17 protein-coding genes are annotated in these 19,182 nt (G+C 72.1%); 13 read left to right on the plus strand and 4 right to left on the minus strand.

All coding sequences use genetic code 11. The features are described from left to right. Positions 1-224: 224 nt before the first annotated feature. From allB to ACWC09_RS14850, 5 genes are all read left to right on the plus strand, one after another. Positions 225-1,562, plus strand: a complete 1,338-nt coding sequence (gene allB, locus ACWC09_RS14830; RefSeq protein ID WP_450850917.1) for an allantoinase AllB — start codon at positions 225-227, stop codon at positions 1,560-1,562. Positions 1,563-1,611: 49 nt separating this feature from the next. Continuing rightward, entirely contained in the window at positions 1,612-2,727 is a 1,116-nt protein-coding gene (gene alc, locus ACWC09_RS14835; RefSeq protein ID WP_450850918.1) for an allantoicase, read from the plus strand. A gap of 336 nt (positions 2,728-3,063) precedes the next feature. Next, positions 3,064-3,303 (plus strand): hypothetical protein, encoded by a 240-nt coding sequence (locus ACWC09_RS14840; protein ID WP_450850919.1) that lies wholly within the window; start codon positions 3,064-3,066, stop codon positions 3,301-3,303. Positions 3,304-3,351: 48 nt separating this feature from the next. Continuing rightward, complete coding sequence (locus ACWC09_RS14845; RefSeq protein ID WP_450850920.1) at positions 3,352-4,164, plus strand: AIM24 family protein; 813 nt, start codon at positions 3,352-3,354, stop codon at positions 4,162-4,164. A gap of 89 nt (positions 4,165-4,253) precedes the next feature. After that, entirely contained in the window at positions 4,254-4,880 is a 627-nt protein-coding gene (locus tag ACWC09_RS14850; protein WP_450850921.1) for a dihydrofolate reductase family protein, read from the plus strand. 132 nt (positions 4,881-5,012) lie between these two features. Here the strand turns inward: ACWC09_RS14850 and ACWC09_RS14855 are convergent, their stop codons facing one another. The 3 genes from ACWC09_RS14855 to ACWC09_RS14865 all read right to left on the minus strand — a co-directional run bounded on the left by ACWC09_RS14855 (position 5,013) and on the right by ACWC09_RS14865 (position 6,635). Then, positions 5,013-5,672, minus strand: a complete 660-nt coding sequence (locus ACWC09_RS14855; protein ID WP_450850922.1) for a zinc ribbon domain-containing protein — start codon at positions 5,670-5,672, stop codon at positions 5,013-5,015. 221 nt (positions 5,673-5,893) lie between these two features. Continuing rightward, positions 5,894-6,280, minus strand: a complete 387-nt coding sequence (locus ACWC09_RS14860; protein WP_450850923.1) for a ribonuclease — start codon at positions 6,278-6,280, stop codon at positions 5,894-5,896. 154 nt (positions 6,281-6,434) lie between these two features. Further along, positions 6,435-6,635, minus strand: a complete 201-nt coding sequence (locus ACWC09_RS14865; RefSeq protein WP_450850924.1) for a hypothetical protein — start codon at positions 6,633-6,635, stop codon at positions 6,435-6,437. A 170-nt stretch (positions 6,636-6,805) separates the two neighbouring features. Between ACWC09_RS14865 and ACWC09_RS14870 the strand changes: the two genes are divergently transcribed. From ACWC09_RS14870 to ACWC09_RS14880, 3 genes are all read left to right on the plus strand, one after another. Next, positions 6,806-8,065, plus strand: a complete 1,260-nt coding sequence (locus ACWC09_RS14870; RefSeq protein ID WP_450850925.1) for a sensor histidine kinase — start codon at positions 6,806-6,808, stop codon at positions 8,063-8,065. Between the two features lie 58 nt (positions 8,066-8,123). Further along, complete coding sequence (locus ACWC09_RS14875) at positions 8,124-8,804, plus strand: response regulator transcription factor (RefSeq protein ID WP_450850926.1); 681 nt, start codon at positions 8,124-8,126, stop codon at positions 8,802-8,804. A gap of 72 nt (positions 8,805-8,876) precedes the next feature. Then, positions 8,877-10,061, plus strand: coding sequence for a cytochrome P450 family protein (locus ACWC09_RS14880; protein WP_450850927.1), 1,185 nt, complete (start codon positions 8,877-8,879; stop codon positions 10,059-10,061). A 28-nt stretch (positions 10,062-10,089) separates the two neighbouring features. On the opposite strand, the gene ACWC09_RS14885 is transcribed toward ACWC09_RS14880, so the two are convergent. Then, positions 10,090-11,112: a Gfo/Idh/MocA family protein gene (locus ACWC09_RS14885; protein WP_450850928.1), complete on the minus strand. Its 1,023-nt coding sequence runs from the start codon at positions 11,110-11,112 to the stop codon at positions 10,090-10,092. 129 nt (positions 11,113-11,241) lie between these two features. Between ACWC09_RS14885 and ACWC09_RS14890 the strand changes: the two genes are divergently transcribed. The 5 genes from ACWC09_RS14890 to ACWC09_RS14910 all read left to right on the plus strand — a co-directional run bounded on the left by ACWC09_RS14890 (position 11,242) and on the right by ACWC09_RS14910 (position 19,175). Continuing rightward, entirely contained in the window at positions 11,242-11,979 is a 738-nt protein-coding gene (locus ACWC09_RS14890; protein ID WP_450851039.1) for a GntR family transcriptional regulator, read from the plus strand. Positions 11,980-12,216: 237 nt separating this feature from the next. Then, the gene (locus ACWC09_RS14895; RefSeq protein WP_450850929.1) at positions 12,217-13,365 is read left to right on the plus strand and encodes an ROK family glucokinase; all 1,149 of its coding nucleotides are present in this window, start codon (positions 12,217-12,219) and stop codon (positions 13,363-13,365) included. Then, positions 13,362-13,943, plus strand: a complete 582-nt coding sequence (locus ACWC09_RS14900; protein WP_450850930.1) for a sugar kinase — start codon at positions 13,362-13,364, stop codon at positions 13,941-13,943. The genes ACWC09_RS14895 and ACWC09_RS14900 overlap by 4 nt, the downstream gene beginning before the upstream one ends. 148 nt (positions 13,944-14,091) lie before the next feature. Beyond that, a complete protein-coding gene (locus ACWC09_RS14905) occupies positions 14,092-16,917 on the plus strand; it encodes an SNF2-related protein (protein ID WP_450850931.1) in 2,826 nt (941 codons plus the stop codon). Then, positions 16,914-19,175 (plus strand): SWIM zinc finger family protein, encoded by a 2,262-nt coding sequence (locus tag ACWC09_RS14910; RefSeq protein ID WP_450850932.1) that lies wholly within the window; start codon positions 16,914-16,916, stop codon positions 19,173-19,175. Before ACWC09_RS14905 ends, ACWC09_RS14910 begins: the two co-directional genes overlap by 4 nt. Positions 19,176-19,182: the final 7 nt, after the last annotated feature.

Raw genomic sequence — 19,182 nt, forward strand, 5'->3', positions numbered from 1 at the left:
GTCGGTTGACCGCCCGCTTGTGCGTAGCTACGTTCTGCTTGCTGGAATGATAATTCCGCTTTGTGGAAACGTCCAGAGTAGCGCCATCGGGAGCACCCTGGATCAGTGTGCCCTTGACGGCGCGAGAGTGGGAGTGAAGACTCCTTCAACAGAAAGTTGAATTCCGTTACGTGGAAGTAAATCCCGTTTCCGGGGTGTAACGGCGGCGGCAGAGAGGGGTCCAGGTGTCCGACGTAGAACTGGTGCTGCGCTCGACACGCGTCATCACACCCGAGGGGACGCGTGCGGCCTCGGTCGCGGTCGCCGACGGGAGGATCACAGCCGTACTGCCGTACGGCGCCGAGGTGCCGGCCGGCGCCCGCTTGGAGGACGTGGGCGACCACGTCGTCCTGCCCGGCCTGGTCGACACGCACGTGCACGTCAACGACCCGGGCCGCACCGAGTGGGAGGGCTTCTGGACCGCCACGCGCGCGGCGGCGGCCGGCGGCATCACCACCCTCGTCGACATGCCGCTCAACTCCCTCCCGCCGACCACGACGGTCGACAACCTCCGTACCAAGAAGGACGTCGCCGCCGACAAGGCGCACATCGACGTCGGCTTCTGGGGCGGCGCCCTGCCCGACAACGTCAAGGACCTGCGGCCGCTGCACGAGGCCGGGGTCTTCGGCTTCAAGGCGTTCCTGTCGCCCTCCGGCGTGGACGAGTTCCCGCACCTGGACCAGGACCGACTCGCGCAGTCCCTGGCCGAGATCGCCTCCTTCGGCGGCCTGCTGATCGTGCACGCCGAGGACCCGCACCACCTGGACGCGGCCCCGCAGCAGGGCGGCCCCAAGTACGCCGACTTCCTCGCCTCCCGCCCGCGCGACGCCGAGGACACGGCGATCGCCCAGCTGATCGCCCAGGCGAAGCGGCTCGACGCGCGCGTGCACGTGCTGCACCTGTCGTCGAGCGACGCGCTGCCACTGATCGCCGAGGCCAAGGTGGAGGGCGTCCGCATCACCGTCGAGACCTGCCCGCACTACCTCACCCTCACCGCCGAGGAAGTCCCGGACGGCGCGAGCGAGTTCAAGTGCTGCCCGCCCATCCGCGAGTCCGCCAACCAGGACCTGCTGTGGCAGGCGCTGGCCGACGGCACGATCGACTGCGTGGTCACCGACCACTCCCCGTCCACGGCCGACCTCAAGACGGACGACTTCGCGACCGCCTGGGGCGGCATCTCAGGACTCCAGCTGAGCCTCGCCGCCGTCTGGACGGAGGCACGCACGCGTGGCCACGGTCTGGAGGACGTGGTCCGCTGGATGTCCGCACGGACCTCGGAACTCGTCGGCCTGGATCGCAAGGGCGCCATCGAGGCCGGCCGCGACGCCGACTTCGCGGTCCTCGCGCCCGACGAGACGTTCACCGTGGACCCGGCCGCCCTGCAGCACCGCAACCGCGTCACGGCCTACGCCGGCAAGACCCTGTACGGCGTCGTGAAGTCGACCTGGCTGCGCGGCCGACGCATCGTGGCGGACGGCGAGTTCACCGAGCCGAAGGGGCAGCTCCTCACCCGCGACCAATGATCCCGTTCTCCGCACCCGCAGCGGCCGACTCCCGAAAGGCATGTATCCCGTGACGGCGATTCCGAGTTTCTCCGGCGACGCCAACCCCTACGGGGGCGGCGACCCGTACGCCGACTACCGCACCGCCGACTTCCCCTTCACCCAGTACGCCAACCTCTCCGACCGGCAGCTCGGTGCCGGTGTCATCGCCGCCAACGACGAGTTCTTCGCCCAGCGGGAGAACCTGCTGGTGCCCGAGCGCGCCGAGTTCGACCCCGAGCACTTCGGGCACAAGGGCAAGATCATGGACGGCTGGGAGACGCGGCGCCGGCGCGGTGTCTCGGCGGAGCACCCGTGGCCGACGGCGGAGGACCACGACTGGGCGCTGGTGCGCCTGGGCGCGCCGGGTGTCGTCCGGGGGATCGTCGTCGACACGGCCCACTTCCGGGGCAACTACCCGCAGGCGGTGTCGGTCGAGGGAACGTCCGTACCGGGCTCCCCGTCCCCCGAGGAACTCCTCGGCGACGACGTGAAGTGGACCACGCTCGTCCCCCGCACCCCGGTCGGCGGCCACGCGGCGAATGGTTTCTCCATCTCCGTCGAACAGCGCTTCACGCACGTGCGCGTCAACCAGCACCCCGACGGCGGCATCGCACGCCTGCGCGTGTACGGCGAGGTGGTCCCCGACCCGAAGTGGCTGGAGACCCTCGGCACCTTCGACGTCGTCGCCCTGGAGAACGGCGGCCAGGCGGAGGACGCGTCGAACCTCTTCTACTCCCCGGCGACCAACACCATCCAGCCGGGCCGCTCCCGCAAGATGGACGACGGCTGGGAGACCCGCCGCCGCCGCGACCAGGGCAACGACTGGATCCGCTACCGCCTCGCGGCCCAGTCCCGGATCCGCGCCCTGGAGATCGACACGGCGTACCTGAAGGGCAACAGCGCGGGCTGGGCCTCGGTCTCGGTGAAGGACGGCGAGAGCGGCGCGTGGACGGAGATCCTCCCGCGCACCCGCCTCCAGCCCGACACCAACCACCGCTTCGTCCTCCCCGCCCCGGCGATCGGCACGCACGCGCGCGTGGACATCTTCCCGGACGGCGGCATCTCCCGCCTGCGCCTGTTCGGCTCGCTCACGGAGCAGGGGGCGGCGGGGCTGGCGGCACGGCACCAGGAGCTCGGCGGCTGAACCCCTGGGGCGCACCGTCCGCCAACTCCGGTGCGCCTCACTGTCGTTGATCCCGTCGGTGTCGACGCACCAGGGGGATCCGATGGGCGTGCCGCGCGATCCTCGGGTGTACGAGGCCGTCGTCGGCGAGGAGCTGAAGCGGCTGGACGAGCGGGAGCTGTACCGGCCGCTCGCGTTCACCGAGGAATCCCTGGATGTGAGGGACGGCCGCTCCTGGCTCAGAGGGCAGGCCTCCTCCATCCTGGTCGAGAAGCTTCGGCGGGTCGCGGCACGTCGGGACCCGCCACGGCCCACGTCACCTCCCGAGGCGGTCATCCACACCTCCAAGGCCAGTGGGTGGCTCGAGGAGCAGCTGCTGGACCTTGGACGGGGCCCTCCGACGGAGACCACCCCTGGCCCCACGTCCGCGACACCCTCCAGAACGCCCTGCGCCAAGCACTCTCCCGCCCCGGCGCGGAGGGCCTCGCCGCACGGGACGGACCGCTCGACGTCATCCGCAGATTCCACGATGCACGCGCCACCGCGACAGCCGCGGACGACCCGGACCAACGCCGGGCCCAGGACGAGATCGAGTGACCGAGAACACGCAGGAACTCTTCGCTCTCCCTCCGGCGTTCCTCCCACGTGACCCTTCAGCAAGAGATCGTCGGCAACGCCATGCAGATGGCGGTCGTCAACCTGCGCCCCGGCCAGACCGTGTACTGCGAGGCCGGCAAGTTCCTGTTCAAGACGACGAACGTGACCATGGAGACCCGCCTCTCCGGCCCGTCGAACGGCGGAGGCCAGCAGCAGGGCGGAGGCGGTGGCATGGGCGGCATGCTGCGCCAGGCCATGGGCACCGCCATGCAGGTCGGCCAGCGCATGCTCGCGGGCGAGTCGCTGGCGTTCCAGTACTTCACCTCCCAGGGCGGCGAGGGCACCGTCGGCTTCGCGGGCGTGCTCCCCGGCGAGATGCGCGCCCTGGAACTCGACGGCACGCGCGCGTGGTTCGCCGAGAAGGACGCCTTCGTGGCCGCCGAGTCCACCGTCGACTTCGGCATCGCCTTCCAGGGCGGCCGCACCGGCATGAGCGGAGGCGAGGGCTTCGTCCTGGAGAAGTTCACCGGGCACGGCACGGTGATCATCGCGGGCGCCGGCAACTTCATCGACCTCAACCCGGCCGACTTCGGCGGCCGCATCGAGGTCGACACCGGCTGTGTGGTCGCCTTCGAGGAGGGCATCCAGTACGGCGTCCAGCGCATCGGCGGCCTGAACCGCCAGGGCATGATGAACGCCGTCTTCGGCGGCGAGGGCCTCTCCCTGGCCACCCTGGAGGGCAACGGCCGCGTGATCCTGCAGTCCCTCACCATCGAGAGCCTGGCCAACGCGCTGAAGAAGGCCCAGGGCGGCGACAAGCAGGGTCCGACCGGCGGCCTCTTCTCGACGCACGCCGGCTGAGGTGCCGTTTGGACGAGCGATGAGTTGCGGGTGTCCGCGGGGTCTGAGGTGATGACAACAGACCCCGCACCAGGAAGCAGGCACCTGTCATGGGCAAGCTCGTCTCCACGATCTTCGTCACTCTCGACGGCGTGTATCAGGCGCCCGGCGGTCCCCAGGAGGACACCCGCGGCGGCTTCGAGCACGGCGGCTGGAGTTTCGTGTACGGCGACGACGACTTCGGCCGGTTCGTCACCGAGGTCTTCGCACACCCCGCCGCGTTCCTCCTCGGCCGCCGTACGTACGACATCTTCTCCTCCTACTGGCCGAAGGTGACCGATCCCGACAACCTCATCGCCTCCCAGCTCAACGCCCTGCCGAAGTTCGTCGCCTCGGCGACCCTGACCGACCCCGAGTGGGCCCACACCACCGTGATCAGCGGCGACCTCGCCAAGGAGGTCACCGCCCTCAAGGAACGCACGGATGGCGAGCTCCAGGTGCACGGCAGCGGCGCCCTCGTCCAGTCCCTGCTCGCGCTCGACCTCATCGACACGCTCCACCTGGCGACGTTCCCGGTCGTGCTCGGTTCCGGCCGTCGCCTCTTCACGGAGGGCGCGCGGCCGACGAAGTTCCGGCACACGGGCGGCCGTGTCACCCCCGCCGGGGTGTCCATCCAGACGTACGACCTGGCCGGACGCCCGGACTACGGCGAGTACAAGCTCCCCGAGAACGCCTGACCGAACGCCGTGCGGCGGCCGTGCGCCGCCGCAGGGCGTTCCTGTGACCCCGGCGCCGAAGTGCGCGGCCCTGAGCAGCAGGCTCGATTCCGACGCGTGACGGGACCGGGCGCCGACGTCGGGCGGACCGCGTTACCGCCGTGTGCCGCACCCCGGGCAGAATGCCGCGCCGTCCGGCACGGCTGCGGAGCAGGAGGTGCACCGGGTGGACTGGGCCAGGTGATGGCCGCAGCCGGAGCAGTAGGCGGCTCCGTGGGTCTCGGTGCGGCACTGGGGGCAGACCAACTGCCGGGGTGTGGTGGGGTCGTAGGCCTGCCCGGCCTGCTGTCCCGCGGCGTACGCCCGCTGGGAGGCCATGTCGTTGAGGCCGCGCTGCTGGGCCGCCATGGCCTCGGCCGCGGTGTCCGGTGCGCAGTGCAGACACAGTCCCTGCGCCGCGTTCCAGCAGCGTCCGCAGACGTAGTTCGTGCAGCGCGCGCAGCGGTTGAAATGCCCCTGCGCGTTGGCGATCGCCCGCTGGAAGGCATGGTCGCGGGCCTGCCCCCAGCCCGCCCCCGCGAGCCCGTCGGCCGCGGACGAGACCCCCCTGCCCGCACTGCCGAGCAGGCTCCAGGCCATGTCGACGCCCTTGCCGAGCCAGGTGGCGGCCCGCTCACCGGCGTACGCCTCGAACGGCGAACGCCAGGTGTCATAGCAGCGAGAACAGGAGAACTCGAACTGGAAACCGGCCCCGGTGCCGTTGCGCTCGCACAGGTCGCGGTAGTTGTTGCTGAAGTAGAGCTCGCTGCTCATGTCGTACCCCCACAGTTCAGGCCGTCGGCACCCCAGCCGTACGACGCTGGCGGAAGAGTACTGGTTCTCGCCAAATGCCCGGCAGTTGGCCGGGATCAGCCCTGTGGCAGGTGGGGAGTTCCCCGTCGAACACCTGGGGGAACGTGCCTCGCCCCGCGGCCGGCGGCACTGTGGGGGGACGCGGGACGAGGGGCTCGGTCACCTTGACGGACTGCCGGGCCTCAGCAGTCGAAGTCGATCAGATCGAACGTGGCGTAGTGATCGGAGGTGTAGTAGTCCTCCTGGGTCTCCTCACCGGTGACGATCCGGCGTGCTCCGCGCGTGGACGACCCCGGAGTCTTGACCGTGTATTCGTGGTAGTAGCCGGACGGCTGGCTGGGCAGCACCCCTTCCGAGTTCCGGAAGACGGTGCCGTCCTGCGAGTAGGGGAAGGGGCCGTCCGACGCGATCAGGTCGAGCGTGTCGTATGCCTGGGAGGGCAGGTCGCTGTAGCAGATGCTGCCGACAGCGGCGGACGCCGGGGTGGCCGCGACGGTGCCGCCCACGAGCAGGGCGGACAGAAGAGCGGCTGCGGCGCCGATACGGGTGGCGCGTGGGGGGAATCTCATGCCCTCATGATGACGCGCGTAGACCGTGGCATGTCAATGACAACTCCGGAGATTTTCCCGTCAAGTCCGATGAGTTTTCCGGGAGTTAACGCGGTGCGCGCCGACGGACCGAGGCGGCCTGAGCGCCGCCCGGGCCGGGCTCGCCTGCACCGCGTTACCCGGACCTCCGGCTCTGTGCGGCGGCGAACAGGGCGATCGCCAGGACCACCAGGGCGACGCTCGCGTAGACCCCGTAGCCGTCGAGGAAACCGAGCCGTTGGACGAGCCCCGCATGCCAGTGGGTGAACTCGTGCACCAGGCCCAGCACGCCCTGCACCAGGGCGAGGAAACCGAGTACCTCCAGCACCTGCTTCATGGCACGACCCTCGCCCCGCGGAACCCCCACGCACATCGGCCGCGGGGCGAGTCGTGCGCGACGGAAGTTCCGGTTCCCCGGGGGCCGGTGCGTCGAAAGTCTGCGGCCGTGCGACTTTGGTCTGGGATCGCCCCGCGTGGGGAGGTGCCGGGGGCCGCGGCTGCGTAGATTTGTCGACCGTGACCGACGAGACGCGGACGCCCGCGGTGACGGGGGTCGTAGGGCGGCGCAGATGGCTGTTCCCGTCCGCCCTGCTGCACGAGATCGACCCCGACGCCGGGCGCTCGGCCCGGCCCCGGCGCACCGCGCGCGACTGGATCGTCGACTTCACCTGCTTCCTGCTCGCCGCGGTCATCGGCCTCGCGGCCGCGGACACCCTGAACAGCGACCCGCACACCTCGCACGCCCTCGCCGTCCTCGACCAACTGCTCGGCGCACTGGCCTGCGCGGCGGTGTGGCTGCGGCGCCGCCGGCCGCTCGGGCTGGCGGTCGCGATGATCCCGGTCGGCTTCCTGTCCGACACGGCGGGCGGCGCGGCCATGATCGCCCTGTTCACCCTCGCCGTGCACCGGCCCTTCCGGTACGTCGCCTGGATAGGCGGCGTCCAGCTCGCGCTGGTCCCGCTGTTCTACCTGATGCGCCCCGACCCCGACCTGCCGTACGCGGGCGTCGTCGCGTTCACCGAGCTGCTCACTGTCGCCGTCATCGGCTGGGGCATGTTCGTACGGTCCAAGCGGCAGCTCATGCTGAGCCTGCGGGACCGTGCCCGGCGCGCCGAGACGGAGGCGCGGCTGCGGGCCGAGCAGGCGCAGCGGCTCGCCCGCGAGGCCATCGCCCGGGAGATGCACGACGTCCTCGCCCACCGGCTGACGCTGCTCAGCGTGCACGCGGGCGCCCTGGAGTTCCGCCCGGACGCGCCCCGGGAGGAGATCGCGCGGGCGGCCGGTGTCATCCGGGAGAGTGCGCACGAGGCCCTGCAGGACCTGCGGGAGATCATCGGCGTGCTGCGCGCGGGCGAACCCGACGAGGCGGGCCGTCCGCAGCCGACGCTCGCCGCACTCGACGCGCTGGTCGCCGAGTCCCGTGAGGCCGGCATGAAGGTCACCCTCGACAGCCGGGTCACCGACCCCGCCGCCGTCCCGGCCTCGGTCGGCCGCACTGCCTACCGCATCGCCCAGGAGGCCCTGACCAACGCCCGCAAGCACGCGCCGGGGGCCGAGGTCACGGTGACCGTCACGGGCGCGTACGGCGACGGGCTCACCGTGACCGTGCGGAACCCACCGCCCGAGGGCGAGGTCCCGTCCGTCCCCGGCTCCGGACAGGGCCTGATCGGGCTGACGGAGCGCGCCACGCTGGCCGGGGGCCGGCTGGCGCACGGGGCCGAGGACGACGGGGGATTCCGGGTGCGGGCGTGGCTGCCCTGGGGATGACCACCTGACGAGCCGAGACGCCAACGTCCCTGTCCGCAACCGTGATTACGTATGGCCCATGACTGCGATCAGAGTGCTCCTCGTCGACGACGACCCCCTGGTGCGGGCCGGCCTGTCCCTGATGATGGGCGGCGCGGACGACATCGAGATCGTCGGGGAGGCCGCCGACGGCGCAGAGGTCGAGGCGCTCGTCGACCGCACCCGGCCGGACGTCGTCCTCATGGACATCCGGATGCCGTCGGTGGACGGCCTCACGGCCACGGAGCGGCTGCGGGCCCGCAAGGACGCCCCGCAGGTCGTCGTCCTCACCACCTTCCACGCCGACGAACAGGTGCTGCGCGCCCTGCGCGCCGGTGCCGCCGGGTTCGTCCTCAAGGACACCCCGCCCGCCGAGATCGTCGACGCGGTGCGCCGGGTCGCGACCGGCGACCCCGTGCTGTCGCCCACCGTCACCCGCCAGTTGATGGAACACGCCGTCGGCAGCGCCGCCGACACGCGCCGCACACGCGCGCGTGCGCGCATCGCGGCCCTCAACGACCGTGAGCGCGAGGTCGCCGTCGCGGTCGGCCGGGGTCTGTCCAACGCCGAGATCGCCGCCGACCTCTTCATGAGCGTCGCGACCGTGAAGACCCACGTCTCCCGCATCCTGGCCAAGCTCGACCTCAACAACCGGGTGCAGATCGCCCTGTTGGCGTACGACGCGGGACTTCTGGAGGAACCGGAAGGGAACGGGCACTAGCGGTACCCGCCGGACGTTGAGAGGGAGAGACAGCGATCGGACGGGGCGTCACGGGACCGGGGGAGCGGGCACATGGCGGAACTGATCGACCTGGGGGAGTTCGGCGACGGATTCCGCACCGACCCGCATCCCGTCTACGCGCGGCTGCGCGAGCGCGGGCCCGTGCACCGGGTGCGGCTGCCCGGGGTGGACGCCCACTTCGAGACCTGGCTCGTCGTCGGCTACGAGGAGGCGCGCGCGGCGCTGGCCGACCCACGCCTCGCCAAGGACGGCAGCAAGATCGGCATGACGTTCCTCGACGAGGAGCTGATCGGCAATCACCTGCTGACCGTCGACCCGCCCCAGCACACCCGCCTGCGCGCCCTGGTCTCCCGGGCCTTCACCATGCGCCGGGTGGAGGAACTGCGGCCGCGTATCCGGCAGATCACCGACGACCTGCTCGACGAGATGCTCCCGCGCGGCCGCGCCGACCTCGTGGACTCCTTCGCGTATCCGCTGCCGATCACCGTGATCTGCGAGTTGCTCGGCGTGCCCGAGATGGACCGCGCGGAGTTCCGGCAGATGTCCACGGAGGCGGTCGCGCCGACCAGTTCGGAGGCCGAGCACGCCGCGTTCACGCGGCTCGCCGAGTACCTCGTCGAGCTGATCGAGGACAAGCGGTGCGCGGGCCCGACCGGCGACCTGCTGAGCGACCTGATCCGCACGACCACGGAGGACGGCGACCGCCTCTCCGTGGGCGAACTGCGCGGCATGGCCTTCGTGCTGCTGATCGCGGGCCACGAGACGACGGTCAATCTGATCAGCGGCACGGTCCACACCCTGCTCACGCACCCGGCCCAACTGGCCGCCCTCCGCTCCGACATGAGCCTCGTCGACGCCGCGGTGGAGGAGACGCTGCGCTACGAGGGCCCGGTCGAGAACGCCACGTTCCGCTTCGCCGCCGAGACCCTGGAGATCGCCGGCACGAAGATCGTCCGGGGCGACGCGGTGATGGTCGGCCTCAGCGCGGCCGACCGCGACGCCCTGCGCTACCCCGACCCCGACCGCTTCGACCTCCACCGCGACACCCGCGGCCACCTGGCCTTCGGCCATGGCATCCACTACTGCCTGGGCGCCCCCCTGGCCCGCCTCGAAGCCCGTACGGCGATCCGGACCCTGCTGGAGCGGGCGCCCGGCCTCACGCCGGACGGTTCGCCCGGCGACTGGCTGCCGGGGATGCTGATGCGGGGGGTGCGGAGCCTGCCGGTGCGGTGGTGACCACCGTGGCCCCGAGCCACGGAACCGGTCACCTGAACGCCTGCTCCACCCGCCCCGGAATCTCCATGAGCGCCACCGGTCTGCGCTCCCGTCTGGACACCTCGCAGGCCTCCGCGATCCGCAGCGCCTGCAGGGCTTCGCGGCCGTCGCAGGGGTTCGGGCGCCGGCCGAGGACGACCTCGACAAAGGCGGCCAGTTCGGCCTCGTAGGCCGGTCCGAAGCGCTCCAGGAAGCCCGTCCACGGCTTGTCCGCGGCCGGCGGCCCGGTCGGCTCGGTGGACGCGATCGGCGAACGGTCGTCCAGGCCCACGACGATCTGGTCGAGTTCGCCGGCCAGTTCCATTCGGACGTCGTACCCGGCGCCGTTCAGCCGTGTCGCCGTGGCCGTCGCGAGGGTGCCGTCGTCCAGGGTCAGCAGCGCCGCGCCCGTGTCGACGTCACCCGCCTCCCGGAACATCGGCGGCCCGGCGTCCGACCCTGCCGCGTACACGTCCACGACCTCGCGCCCCGTCACCCAGCGCAGCACGTCGAAGTCGTGGATCAGCGTGTCCCGGTACAGCCCGCCGGACAGCGGCAGCCACGAGGGCGGGGGAGGGGCCTGGTCGCTCGTCAGCGCCCGTACGGTGTGCAGACGCCCGAGCCGCCCCGAGCGCACCGCTTCCCGCGCACCCACGTACCCCGTGTCGAACCGCCGCTGGAACCCCATCTGCAGAATCGTCCCGGCGGTTTCGACCTCGGCGATGGCGTTCAGCGTGCCCGGCAGGTCGAGGGCGATCGGCTTCTCGCAGAACACCGGGAGTCCCGAGCGCGCTGCCCGACCGATCAGTTCGGCGTGCGCCGCCGTCGCGGTGGTGATCACCACCGCGTCCACGCCCCACTTGAAGATCTCGTCCACCCCCGGCGCAGCCGTCTCCCCGAGGCGGTGCGCGAGCTCCTGGGCCCGCGCGGGATCCGCGTCCGTGAGGATCAGCGACCCGACCTCGCGGTTCCGGCTGAGCGTGTTCGCATGGATGGTGCCGATCCGCCCCGTACCGATGACCCCGATGCGCATGAAAACAAAGTGGGGGTTCGGTGGCCAAACTGTCAATGCGTATGTCCGGACAATCGGACTACACAACTTCCCGTCAACAACGCGTGGAGCTACGCTCGGCCCGTGCCGAAACCAGATGTGGACCCGACCGTGCCGCTCGAGCTCAGCGTGGACCGGAGCTCTCCCGTGCCGTTGTACTTCCAGCTGTCCCAGCAGCTGGAGGCGGCGATCGAGCACGGAGCTCTCACGCCCGGCAGCCTGCTGGGCAACGAGATCGAGCTGGCCGCCCGTCTCGGTCTGTCCCGCCCCACCGTCCGCCAGGCCATCCAGTCCCTGGTCGACAAGGGCCTCCTGGTGCGCCGCAGAGGCGTCGGCACCCAGGTCGTCCACAGCCAGGTCAAACGCCCCCTGGAGCTCTCCAGCCTCTATGACGACCTCGAGGCCGCCGGCCAACGCCCCGCGACAAAGGTCCTGGTCAACGCCATCGTCCCGGCCACCGCCGAGGTCGCCGCGGCCCTGGGCGTCGCCGAGGACAGCGACGTACACCGAGTGGAACGCCTGCGCCTCGCCCACGGCGAGCCGATGGCGTACCTGTGCAACTACCTCCCCCAGGGCCTCCTCGACCTGAACACTGCCCAGCTGGAGACGACAGGCCTCTACCGCATGATGCGCTCGGCAGGCATCACCCTCCACAGCGCCCGCCAGACGATCGGCGCCCGGGGCGCCACGTCCGCGGAGGCCGACCGCCTGTCCGAGCCGGAGGGCGCGCCCCTCCTGACCATGCAGCGAGTCACCTTCGACGACACGGGCAGGGCGGTCGAATACGGCACACACACGTACCGCCCGACACGCTATTCGTTCGAGTTCCAGCTGCTAGTACGGTCATGAGTGTCGTGTTCCTGCGGTACTGACTGGTTTACGGGCCTTGGTGGCTTTGGTCGCAATGTCAGGACAATTAGGTCGACATGGCTCGCACGCCCTCAAGGGGCGCGGGGCTGTATCGATGTGCGGCTCCGTCGCGTGGGCGCGACCAGCCACAAACAACCGGCACCCGGCACACGTCGCGCACCCCCTTCGCTCCCCCGCACAGCACCCGTCGTCACGGTGAGGCAGAATCGGGCCTTGATGAGCACCTACGGCAACTTCACCGCCCCCATAGGCTCCAGGCGCGCCCCCGCACTCCGTACGGTCGGCACCCGGGAACGCCGCTCCCACCTGACCGCCCCCCGCGTGCCCACGGTCGGCATCGACATCGGCGGCACCAAGGTGATGGCGGGCGTCGTCGACGCGGACGGCAACATCCTGGAGAAGCTCCGCACGGAGACGCCGGACAAGTCCAAGAGCCCCAAGGTCGTCGAGGACACCATCGTCGAACTGGTCCTGGACCTCTCCGACCGCCACGACGTGCACGCCGTCGGCATCGGCGCCGCCGGCTGGGTGGACGCCGACCGCAACCGCGTCCTGTTCGCCCCCCACCTCTCCTGGCGCAACGAGCCCCTGCGTGACCGTCTCGCCGGCCGTCTCGCCGTCCCCGTCCTAGTAGACAACGACGCCAACGCCGCCGCCTGGGCCGAGTGGCGCTTCGGCGCGGGCCGCGGCGAGGACCACCTCGTCATGATCACGCTCGGCACCGGTATCGGCGGCGCGATCCTGGAGGACGGCCAGGTCAAGCGCGGCAAGTACGGCGTCGCCGGCGAGTTCGGCCATATGCAGGTCGTGCCCGGCGGCCACCGCTGCCCGTGCGGCAACCGCGGCTGCTGGGAGCAGTACAGCTCCGGCAACGCACTGGTCCGCGAGGCCAAGGAACTGGCCGCCGCCGACTCCCCGGTGGCCTACGGGATCATCGAGCACGTCAAGGGCAACATCGACGACATCACCGGCCCGATGATCACCGAGCTGGCCCGTGAGGGCGACGCGATGTGCATCGAGCTGCTGCAGGACATCGGCCAGTGGCTCGGCGTCGGCATCGCCAACCTAGCCGCCGCCCTCGACCCGTCCTGCTTCGTCATCGGCGGCGGCGTCAGCGCGGCCGACGACCTGCTGATCGGCCCCGCCCGGGACGCCTTCAAGCGCCAGCTCACCGGCCGCGGCTACCGCCCCGAGGCCCGGATCGCCCGCGCCCAGCTCGGCCCCGAGGCCGGCATGGTGGGCGCCGCCGACCTGGCCCGCCTGGTGGCCCGCCGCTTCCGCCGCGCCAACCGGCGCCGGGTGGAGCGCTACGAGCGCTACGCGCGGTACACGGAGGCCCGCCGCTCCACCCGGGACACCGCATGACGGCATCGCTGCCGCGCCAGGCGGTGCCCCCGGACGAGCCGCGGCGGCCTGCCGAGGACCGCCGCCACAAGATCCGCCGACGGGCGCTCACCCTGCTCATCATCGTGCTGCTCATCGGCGTCCCGGCCGGCTACCTGGTGATCTCCGCGGCCCAGAGCCGCGACAGCGGCAAGGACAAGGAGGCCAAGTACGCGGCGACCGGCCTGACCAAGGGCTGGCCGTCGAAGGTGCAGCGCCGCCTCTACCAGGTGCCGATGCCGCACCCCTCCGGCAAGGTCGCCTCCTACGAGACCAACAACTGGAAGACCAGCCGGCTCTACGTCCAGTTCCAGACCCCCGTCCGCAACCTCGACGTCTTCCTTCACGACATGGGCGTCAGCCGCGCCGACCTGAAGCGGGACGACATCACCATCAGCGCCCGCGACCAGAAGATCACCGGCTGGAGGTTCATCCGCCCCGGCCCCTGGTACGGCCTCGTCCACAAGCAGAAGGCCCCGAAGCCGACGCAGGACGTCGTCGTGAACATGTCCGACGCGAACAACCCGTTCTTCTACGTCGTCTCCCGCACGGTTCCGTGACGCGGTCGGCCTCGACACCGGCTGGAGCGCTGGCTGGAGCGCCGCGGAGGCGATCCGGCTCGTAGCAGCCGCCGGGACCGATTGTCAGACCCCGCCCGTAGAGTCGAAGACATCTGATCGGAGACACGGGCGGGAGGTGACAGATCGTATGGGTGACACGGCTGCGGTGGCCGAGCGTGAGGGCGCGTCGGTCCCCGTGCGACTCGCGGCCGTCTTCCTGCCCGCACCCCTGCCGAGGGACGGCCGGGTCGCCTTCTGGGATCCCGACGGCGGTCCGTTGCCCGCCGAGGACACCGAGCTCACCGTCGTACGACCACACGGCGCGTCGGGAGTCCGGCGCAGGACCGCCCCCGCGCTCTCCCTCCCGGTCGTGGAGGCCCTGCCCCTTCTGGTCCGTGCCCGGCGCGACCCGGCCGCCCACCCCGCGACCGCCTGCTGGGGAGCGGCGGCCCTGCACGCGCTGCGGCTCACCGCGCGCGGCCGCCTCCTGCCCGGCCTCACGGCCACCGGCCATGACGCGTGGCGGGCAGGCCCGCTCGACCCGGACGACATCGCGCATCTTCGAGCCGTCGCCGCCGCGCTGCCGTACGAGGGCCACGCGGTCCCGCTGCCCGGCCCGGGCCCGCTCCGGCTGCCCGAGCCGGAGGCGCTGATGCGCTCCTTCCTGGACGCGGTCGCCGACACCCTGCCCCGCACCCCCGCCGCACCGCACGCCCTGGGCAAGCCCTTCGCGGACCGCCGCCCGCAGCGACTGCCCGACGCCCACGACTGGGCGGCCGAGGTCGCCGCCGGCATGGACGCGGGCGTGCGCATCTCGCTCCGCCTCGACCTGTCGGCGTACGAGCTCTTCGACGGCGACGACGGCAGGCGCACCGCGGGCGCCGCGATCGTCCAGGTGCACAGCCTCGCCGACCCCACCCTCGTCGTCGACGTGGCGACCCTGTGGGCGGGTGAGGCGGACGCGGCATTCGGACCACGCGCACGCGTGCACGCCGCGCTGGCCGTGCGGCGGGCGGCCCGGATCTGGGCACCGCTCGACCGGCTCGCCGAGCAGGACGTCCCCGACGTCCTCGCCCTGTACGACGAGGAGCTGGGCGACCTGCTCGGCGTGGCGGCGACGCGGCTCGCGGCGGCCGGGGTCGCCGTGCACTGGCCCCGGGACCTCGCCCAGGACCTGTCCGCCGCCGCGGTGGTACGCCCCGCACCCGGCGCGGCGACCGACGGCACGGGCTTCTTCGAGAGCGAGGAACTCCTGCAGTTCCGCTGGCAGTTGGCGCTCGGCGGCGATCCGCTCACCGAGGCCGAGATGGACGCGCTGGCCGAGGCCCACCGTCCGGTCGTACGGCTGAGGGACCGCTGGGTGCTGGTCGACCCGGCCCTGGTCCGCAAGGCCCGCAAGCGCGAACTGGGCCTGCTCGACCCGGTGGACGCGCTCTCCGTCGCCCTCACCGGCAGCGCGGAGGTGGAGGGCGAGACGGTCGAGGCGGTCCCGGTGGGCGCGCTGGCCGCCCTGCGCGACCGCCTGACGACCGGAGTCCGTCCCGCCGACCCCCCACCCGGCCTGCACGCCACGCTCCGCGACTACCAACTCCGCGGCCTGGCCTGGCTGGACCTCATGACGACGCTCGGCCTCGGCGGCTGCCTCGCCGACGACATGGGCCTCGGCAAGACGATCACGGTCATCGCCCTGCACCTCGAGCGGGCCCGCAGCGAGCCGACCCTGGTGGTCTGCCCGGCCTCGCTGCTGGGCAACTGGCAGCGGGAGATCGTCCGTTTCGCACCCGGCGTCCCCGTCCGCCGCTTCCATGGCCCGGAGCGCACGCTGGAGGACCTGGGCGCGGGCTTCGTCCTGACGACGTACGGCACCATGCGCACCACCGCACCACGGCTCGCCGAGCAGCGCTGGGGCATGGTTGTCGCGGACGAGGCACAGCATGTGAAGAACCCGTACTCGGCGACGGCGAAGGCCCTGCGCACGATCCCGTCACCCGCGCGCGTGGCCCTCACGGGCACGCCGGTGGAGAACAACCTCTCCGAACTCTGGGCTCTGCTCGACTGGACGACACCGGGACTCCTCGGCCCCCTGAAGTCCTTCCGCGCCAGGCACGCGCGTGCCGTCGAGAACGGCGAGGACGAGGAGGCGGTGCACCGGCTGGCCCGCCTGGTCCGCCCCTTCCTCCTGCGGCGCAAGAAGTCCGACCCGGGCATCGTCCCCGAACTGCCGCCCAAGACGGAGACGGACCATCCGGTGCCGCTCACCCGCGAACAGGCGGCGCTGTACGAGGCGGTGGTGCGGGAGTCGATGCTGACCATCGAGATGTCGGAGGGCATCGCGCGCAGGGGCCTGGTGCTGAAGCTCCTGGGTGCGCTGAAGCAGATCTGCGACCACCCGGCGCTGTACCTGAAGGAGGAGGCAGCGGGAGGATCCGACGGCCGCCTGCTGGCCCGCTCCGGCAAACTCGCCCTCCTCGACGAGCTGTTGGACACGCTGCTGGCGGAGGACGGTTCGGCGCTGGTCTTCACACAGTACGTCGGGATGGCCCGGCTGATCACCGCCCACCTGGCTTCCCGCGCGGTCCCCGTCGACCTGCTGCACGGCGGCACACCCGTCCCCGAACGCGAACGCATGGTGGACCGCTTCCAGAGCGGCGCGACCCCGGTCCTGGTCCTGTCCCTGAGGGCGGCGGGCACCGGCCTGAACCTCACCCGAGCAGGTCACGTGATCCACTTCGACCGCTGGTGGAACCCGGCCGTCGAGGAACAGGCCACCGACCGCGCCTACCGCATCGGCCAGACCCAGCCGGTCCAGGTCCACCGTCTGATCACGGAGGGCACGGTCGAGGACCGCATCGCCGAAATGCTGGAGTCCAAGCGGGCGTTGGCCGACGCGATCCTCGGCTCCGGCGAGTCGGCCCTCACCGAACTGACGGACCGTGAACTGTCCGACCTGGTGTCCCTCAGGAGGCCCTCATGACCCCGGGCCCGGCGGACGAGGCCCGCAGGGCGCTGCGGGAGGCGCGGGAGCGGCGGCGACGGGACGAGGGGGCGGGGGAGGCGACCGCGTCCGAGGAGTCTGCGGCCGCGGAACGGCCCGGGTCCGAGAAGAGCGCGGGGGAGGGGACGGCGCTCGGGGACTCCGTGGAGGTGGCGGCCTCGTCGGGCGGTTCTGCGGAGCAGGGGCAGGTATCCCAGGCACCTGGTGATGACGAGGCGCGACCGGCGGATGCCGCGCGTGCGCGGCTGCGGCGGGCCGTCGCCGCCGCAGTGGACGGAGCGGGCGCCTCCTCCGTCGGTGAAGCCGGTCAACCCGTCGAGGCGGCGGAGACCCCGTCGGCCACCGCGGCTTCGGGCAGCGACGTCGGCCGACGAGGCATCGACGTGGCGAATTCTCCCGAGCCTGCCGCGGCTGCCCGGGGTGTCGAGGAGGCTGCCCGGGGCGGTGAGGTCGCAGAGGGCGGCCGGGCCGTCGGCTCTCCTCGGGACGGTGCATCCCTTCCGCGGCCTGCGGATGCCGTGCGCGAGGCGTTGCGTGCCGCGCGGGAGCAGGCGCGGCGGGATGAGGAGAGCGGTGAGCGCGGGGGGCGCCGGCCCGCGTGGGGGCCGCGTCGCGCCGAGCGGGTTCCGGACGGAGCACGCGGTGGTGCGTCTCGTCGGGCGCCCGGAGTTCAGGCACGTGACCTGCGGGAGTTGCTTGCCGGAGCCTTCCGGATGCCTTCGGAGGAGAGTTCGCCGGAAGGCGCGGACGACCATGGGGACCCTGCCCGGCAAGGGAGTTCGGACCTGGGCAACTCCGGGCAGGACGCGACCTCGGCACCGTCGGGACGTGCCGGGTCCGAGGCCGATGCCGAGACGGACCGCACGGCCACCGCGCGCACCGGACACATCTCGGCGTCGTCCGACCGTGTCCCTTCCGTCGGCTCGGCGGCCTCCTTGCCGCCCCGCTCCATGGCAGCCCCCTCCCGCGACGGCGAACTGCGCCGCACCTTCCCCGCCCTGCCGGCCCCCGCATCCACCCCCGCTTCTTCGGCGGATTCCCCTTCCCCCTTCGCCGACACCTGGTGGGGAAACGCCTGGGTCACGGCCCTGGAAGAAGGCGCGTTGGACCCCAAGCGGCTTGCTCGGGGCCGGAGTTATGCCGAGCGGGGGCATGTGGACGCCATTACCGTGACCCCGGGGCTGGTCCTGGCGTATGTGCAGGGGAGCCGGCCTCGCCCGTACCGCGTGCAGGTGCGGTTGCGGACGCTGGACGACGGCGACTGGGCGCGGTTTCTGGATGCCGCCGCCGAGCGGCCCGGACATATCGCCGCGCTGCTCGACAAGGAGTTGCCCCAGTCCCTCGCCGACTGCGGGGTGCCGTTGCTCCCCGGCCCGCGTGACCTCGACCCGCACTGCAGCTGCCCCGACCGCGGCCACCCCTGCAAACACGCCGCAGCCCTCTGCTACCGGACCGCCCGCCTCCTCGACGCCGATCCCTTCGTCCTGCTTCTGCTGCGCGGCCGCGGCGAACGCGAACTGCTCGACGCCCTCTCCCGCCTCAGCGCCGCCCGCGCGGCCCGCGCCGCCCAGGAGCAGGAACCGGCCCAGCTTCCGGCGGTCCGAGCCACCGAGGTCGTCCTCGCGTCCCGCCGACTCCCGCCCCTCCCGGCCCCGTTGCCCGTGCCCCCGCACCCCGAGCAGCCCCCGGTCTACCCGGCAGCCCCTGGCGGCCCGGACCCCTTCGCGTTGGACCAGCTGGCCACCGACGCCGCCGCCCGCGCCCACACCCTGCTCACCAGCGGCCGCGACCCGGTGGCCGAGCTGACACTGTGGCAGGACGCGGTCCGGCTCGCCGCCGCCCGCCCCGGTTCCGGCCTCACCGCCACGACCCGCGCGCTCTACGCCTCCCTCGCCTCCGCCGCCGACCGCACCCCGTCCGACCTGGCCCGCGCGGTCGCCGCCTGGCGGCAGGGCGGACTCGAAGGACTCGCCGTCCTCGAAGAGCCCTGGGACCCGCCCGCAGGCCGCTTCGACCGCGCCCGCCCCCTCCTCCTCGCCGCCGACCTCCCCGCCTTCCGTCCCTGGCGCAACCACCTCACCCACCCCCGCGGCCACATCCAACTCCGCCTGGGCCGCGACGGACTGTGGTACGCCTACGAGTCGGAACCGGGCCACGACGACTGGTGGCCCCGCGGCACGCCGGACCTGGACCCCGTGGGCGCGCTCACCGGCCTGGGCACACCGAACGACCTCTGACCGCCAG

It is taken from the genome of Streptomyces sp. NPDC001617 (assembly GCF_053596855.1).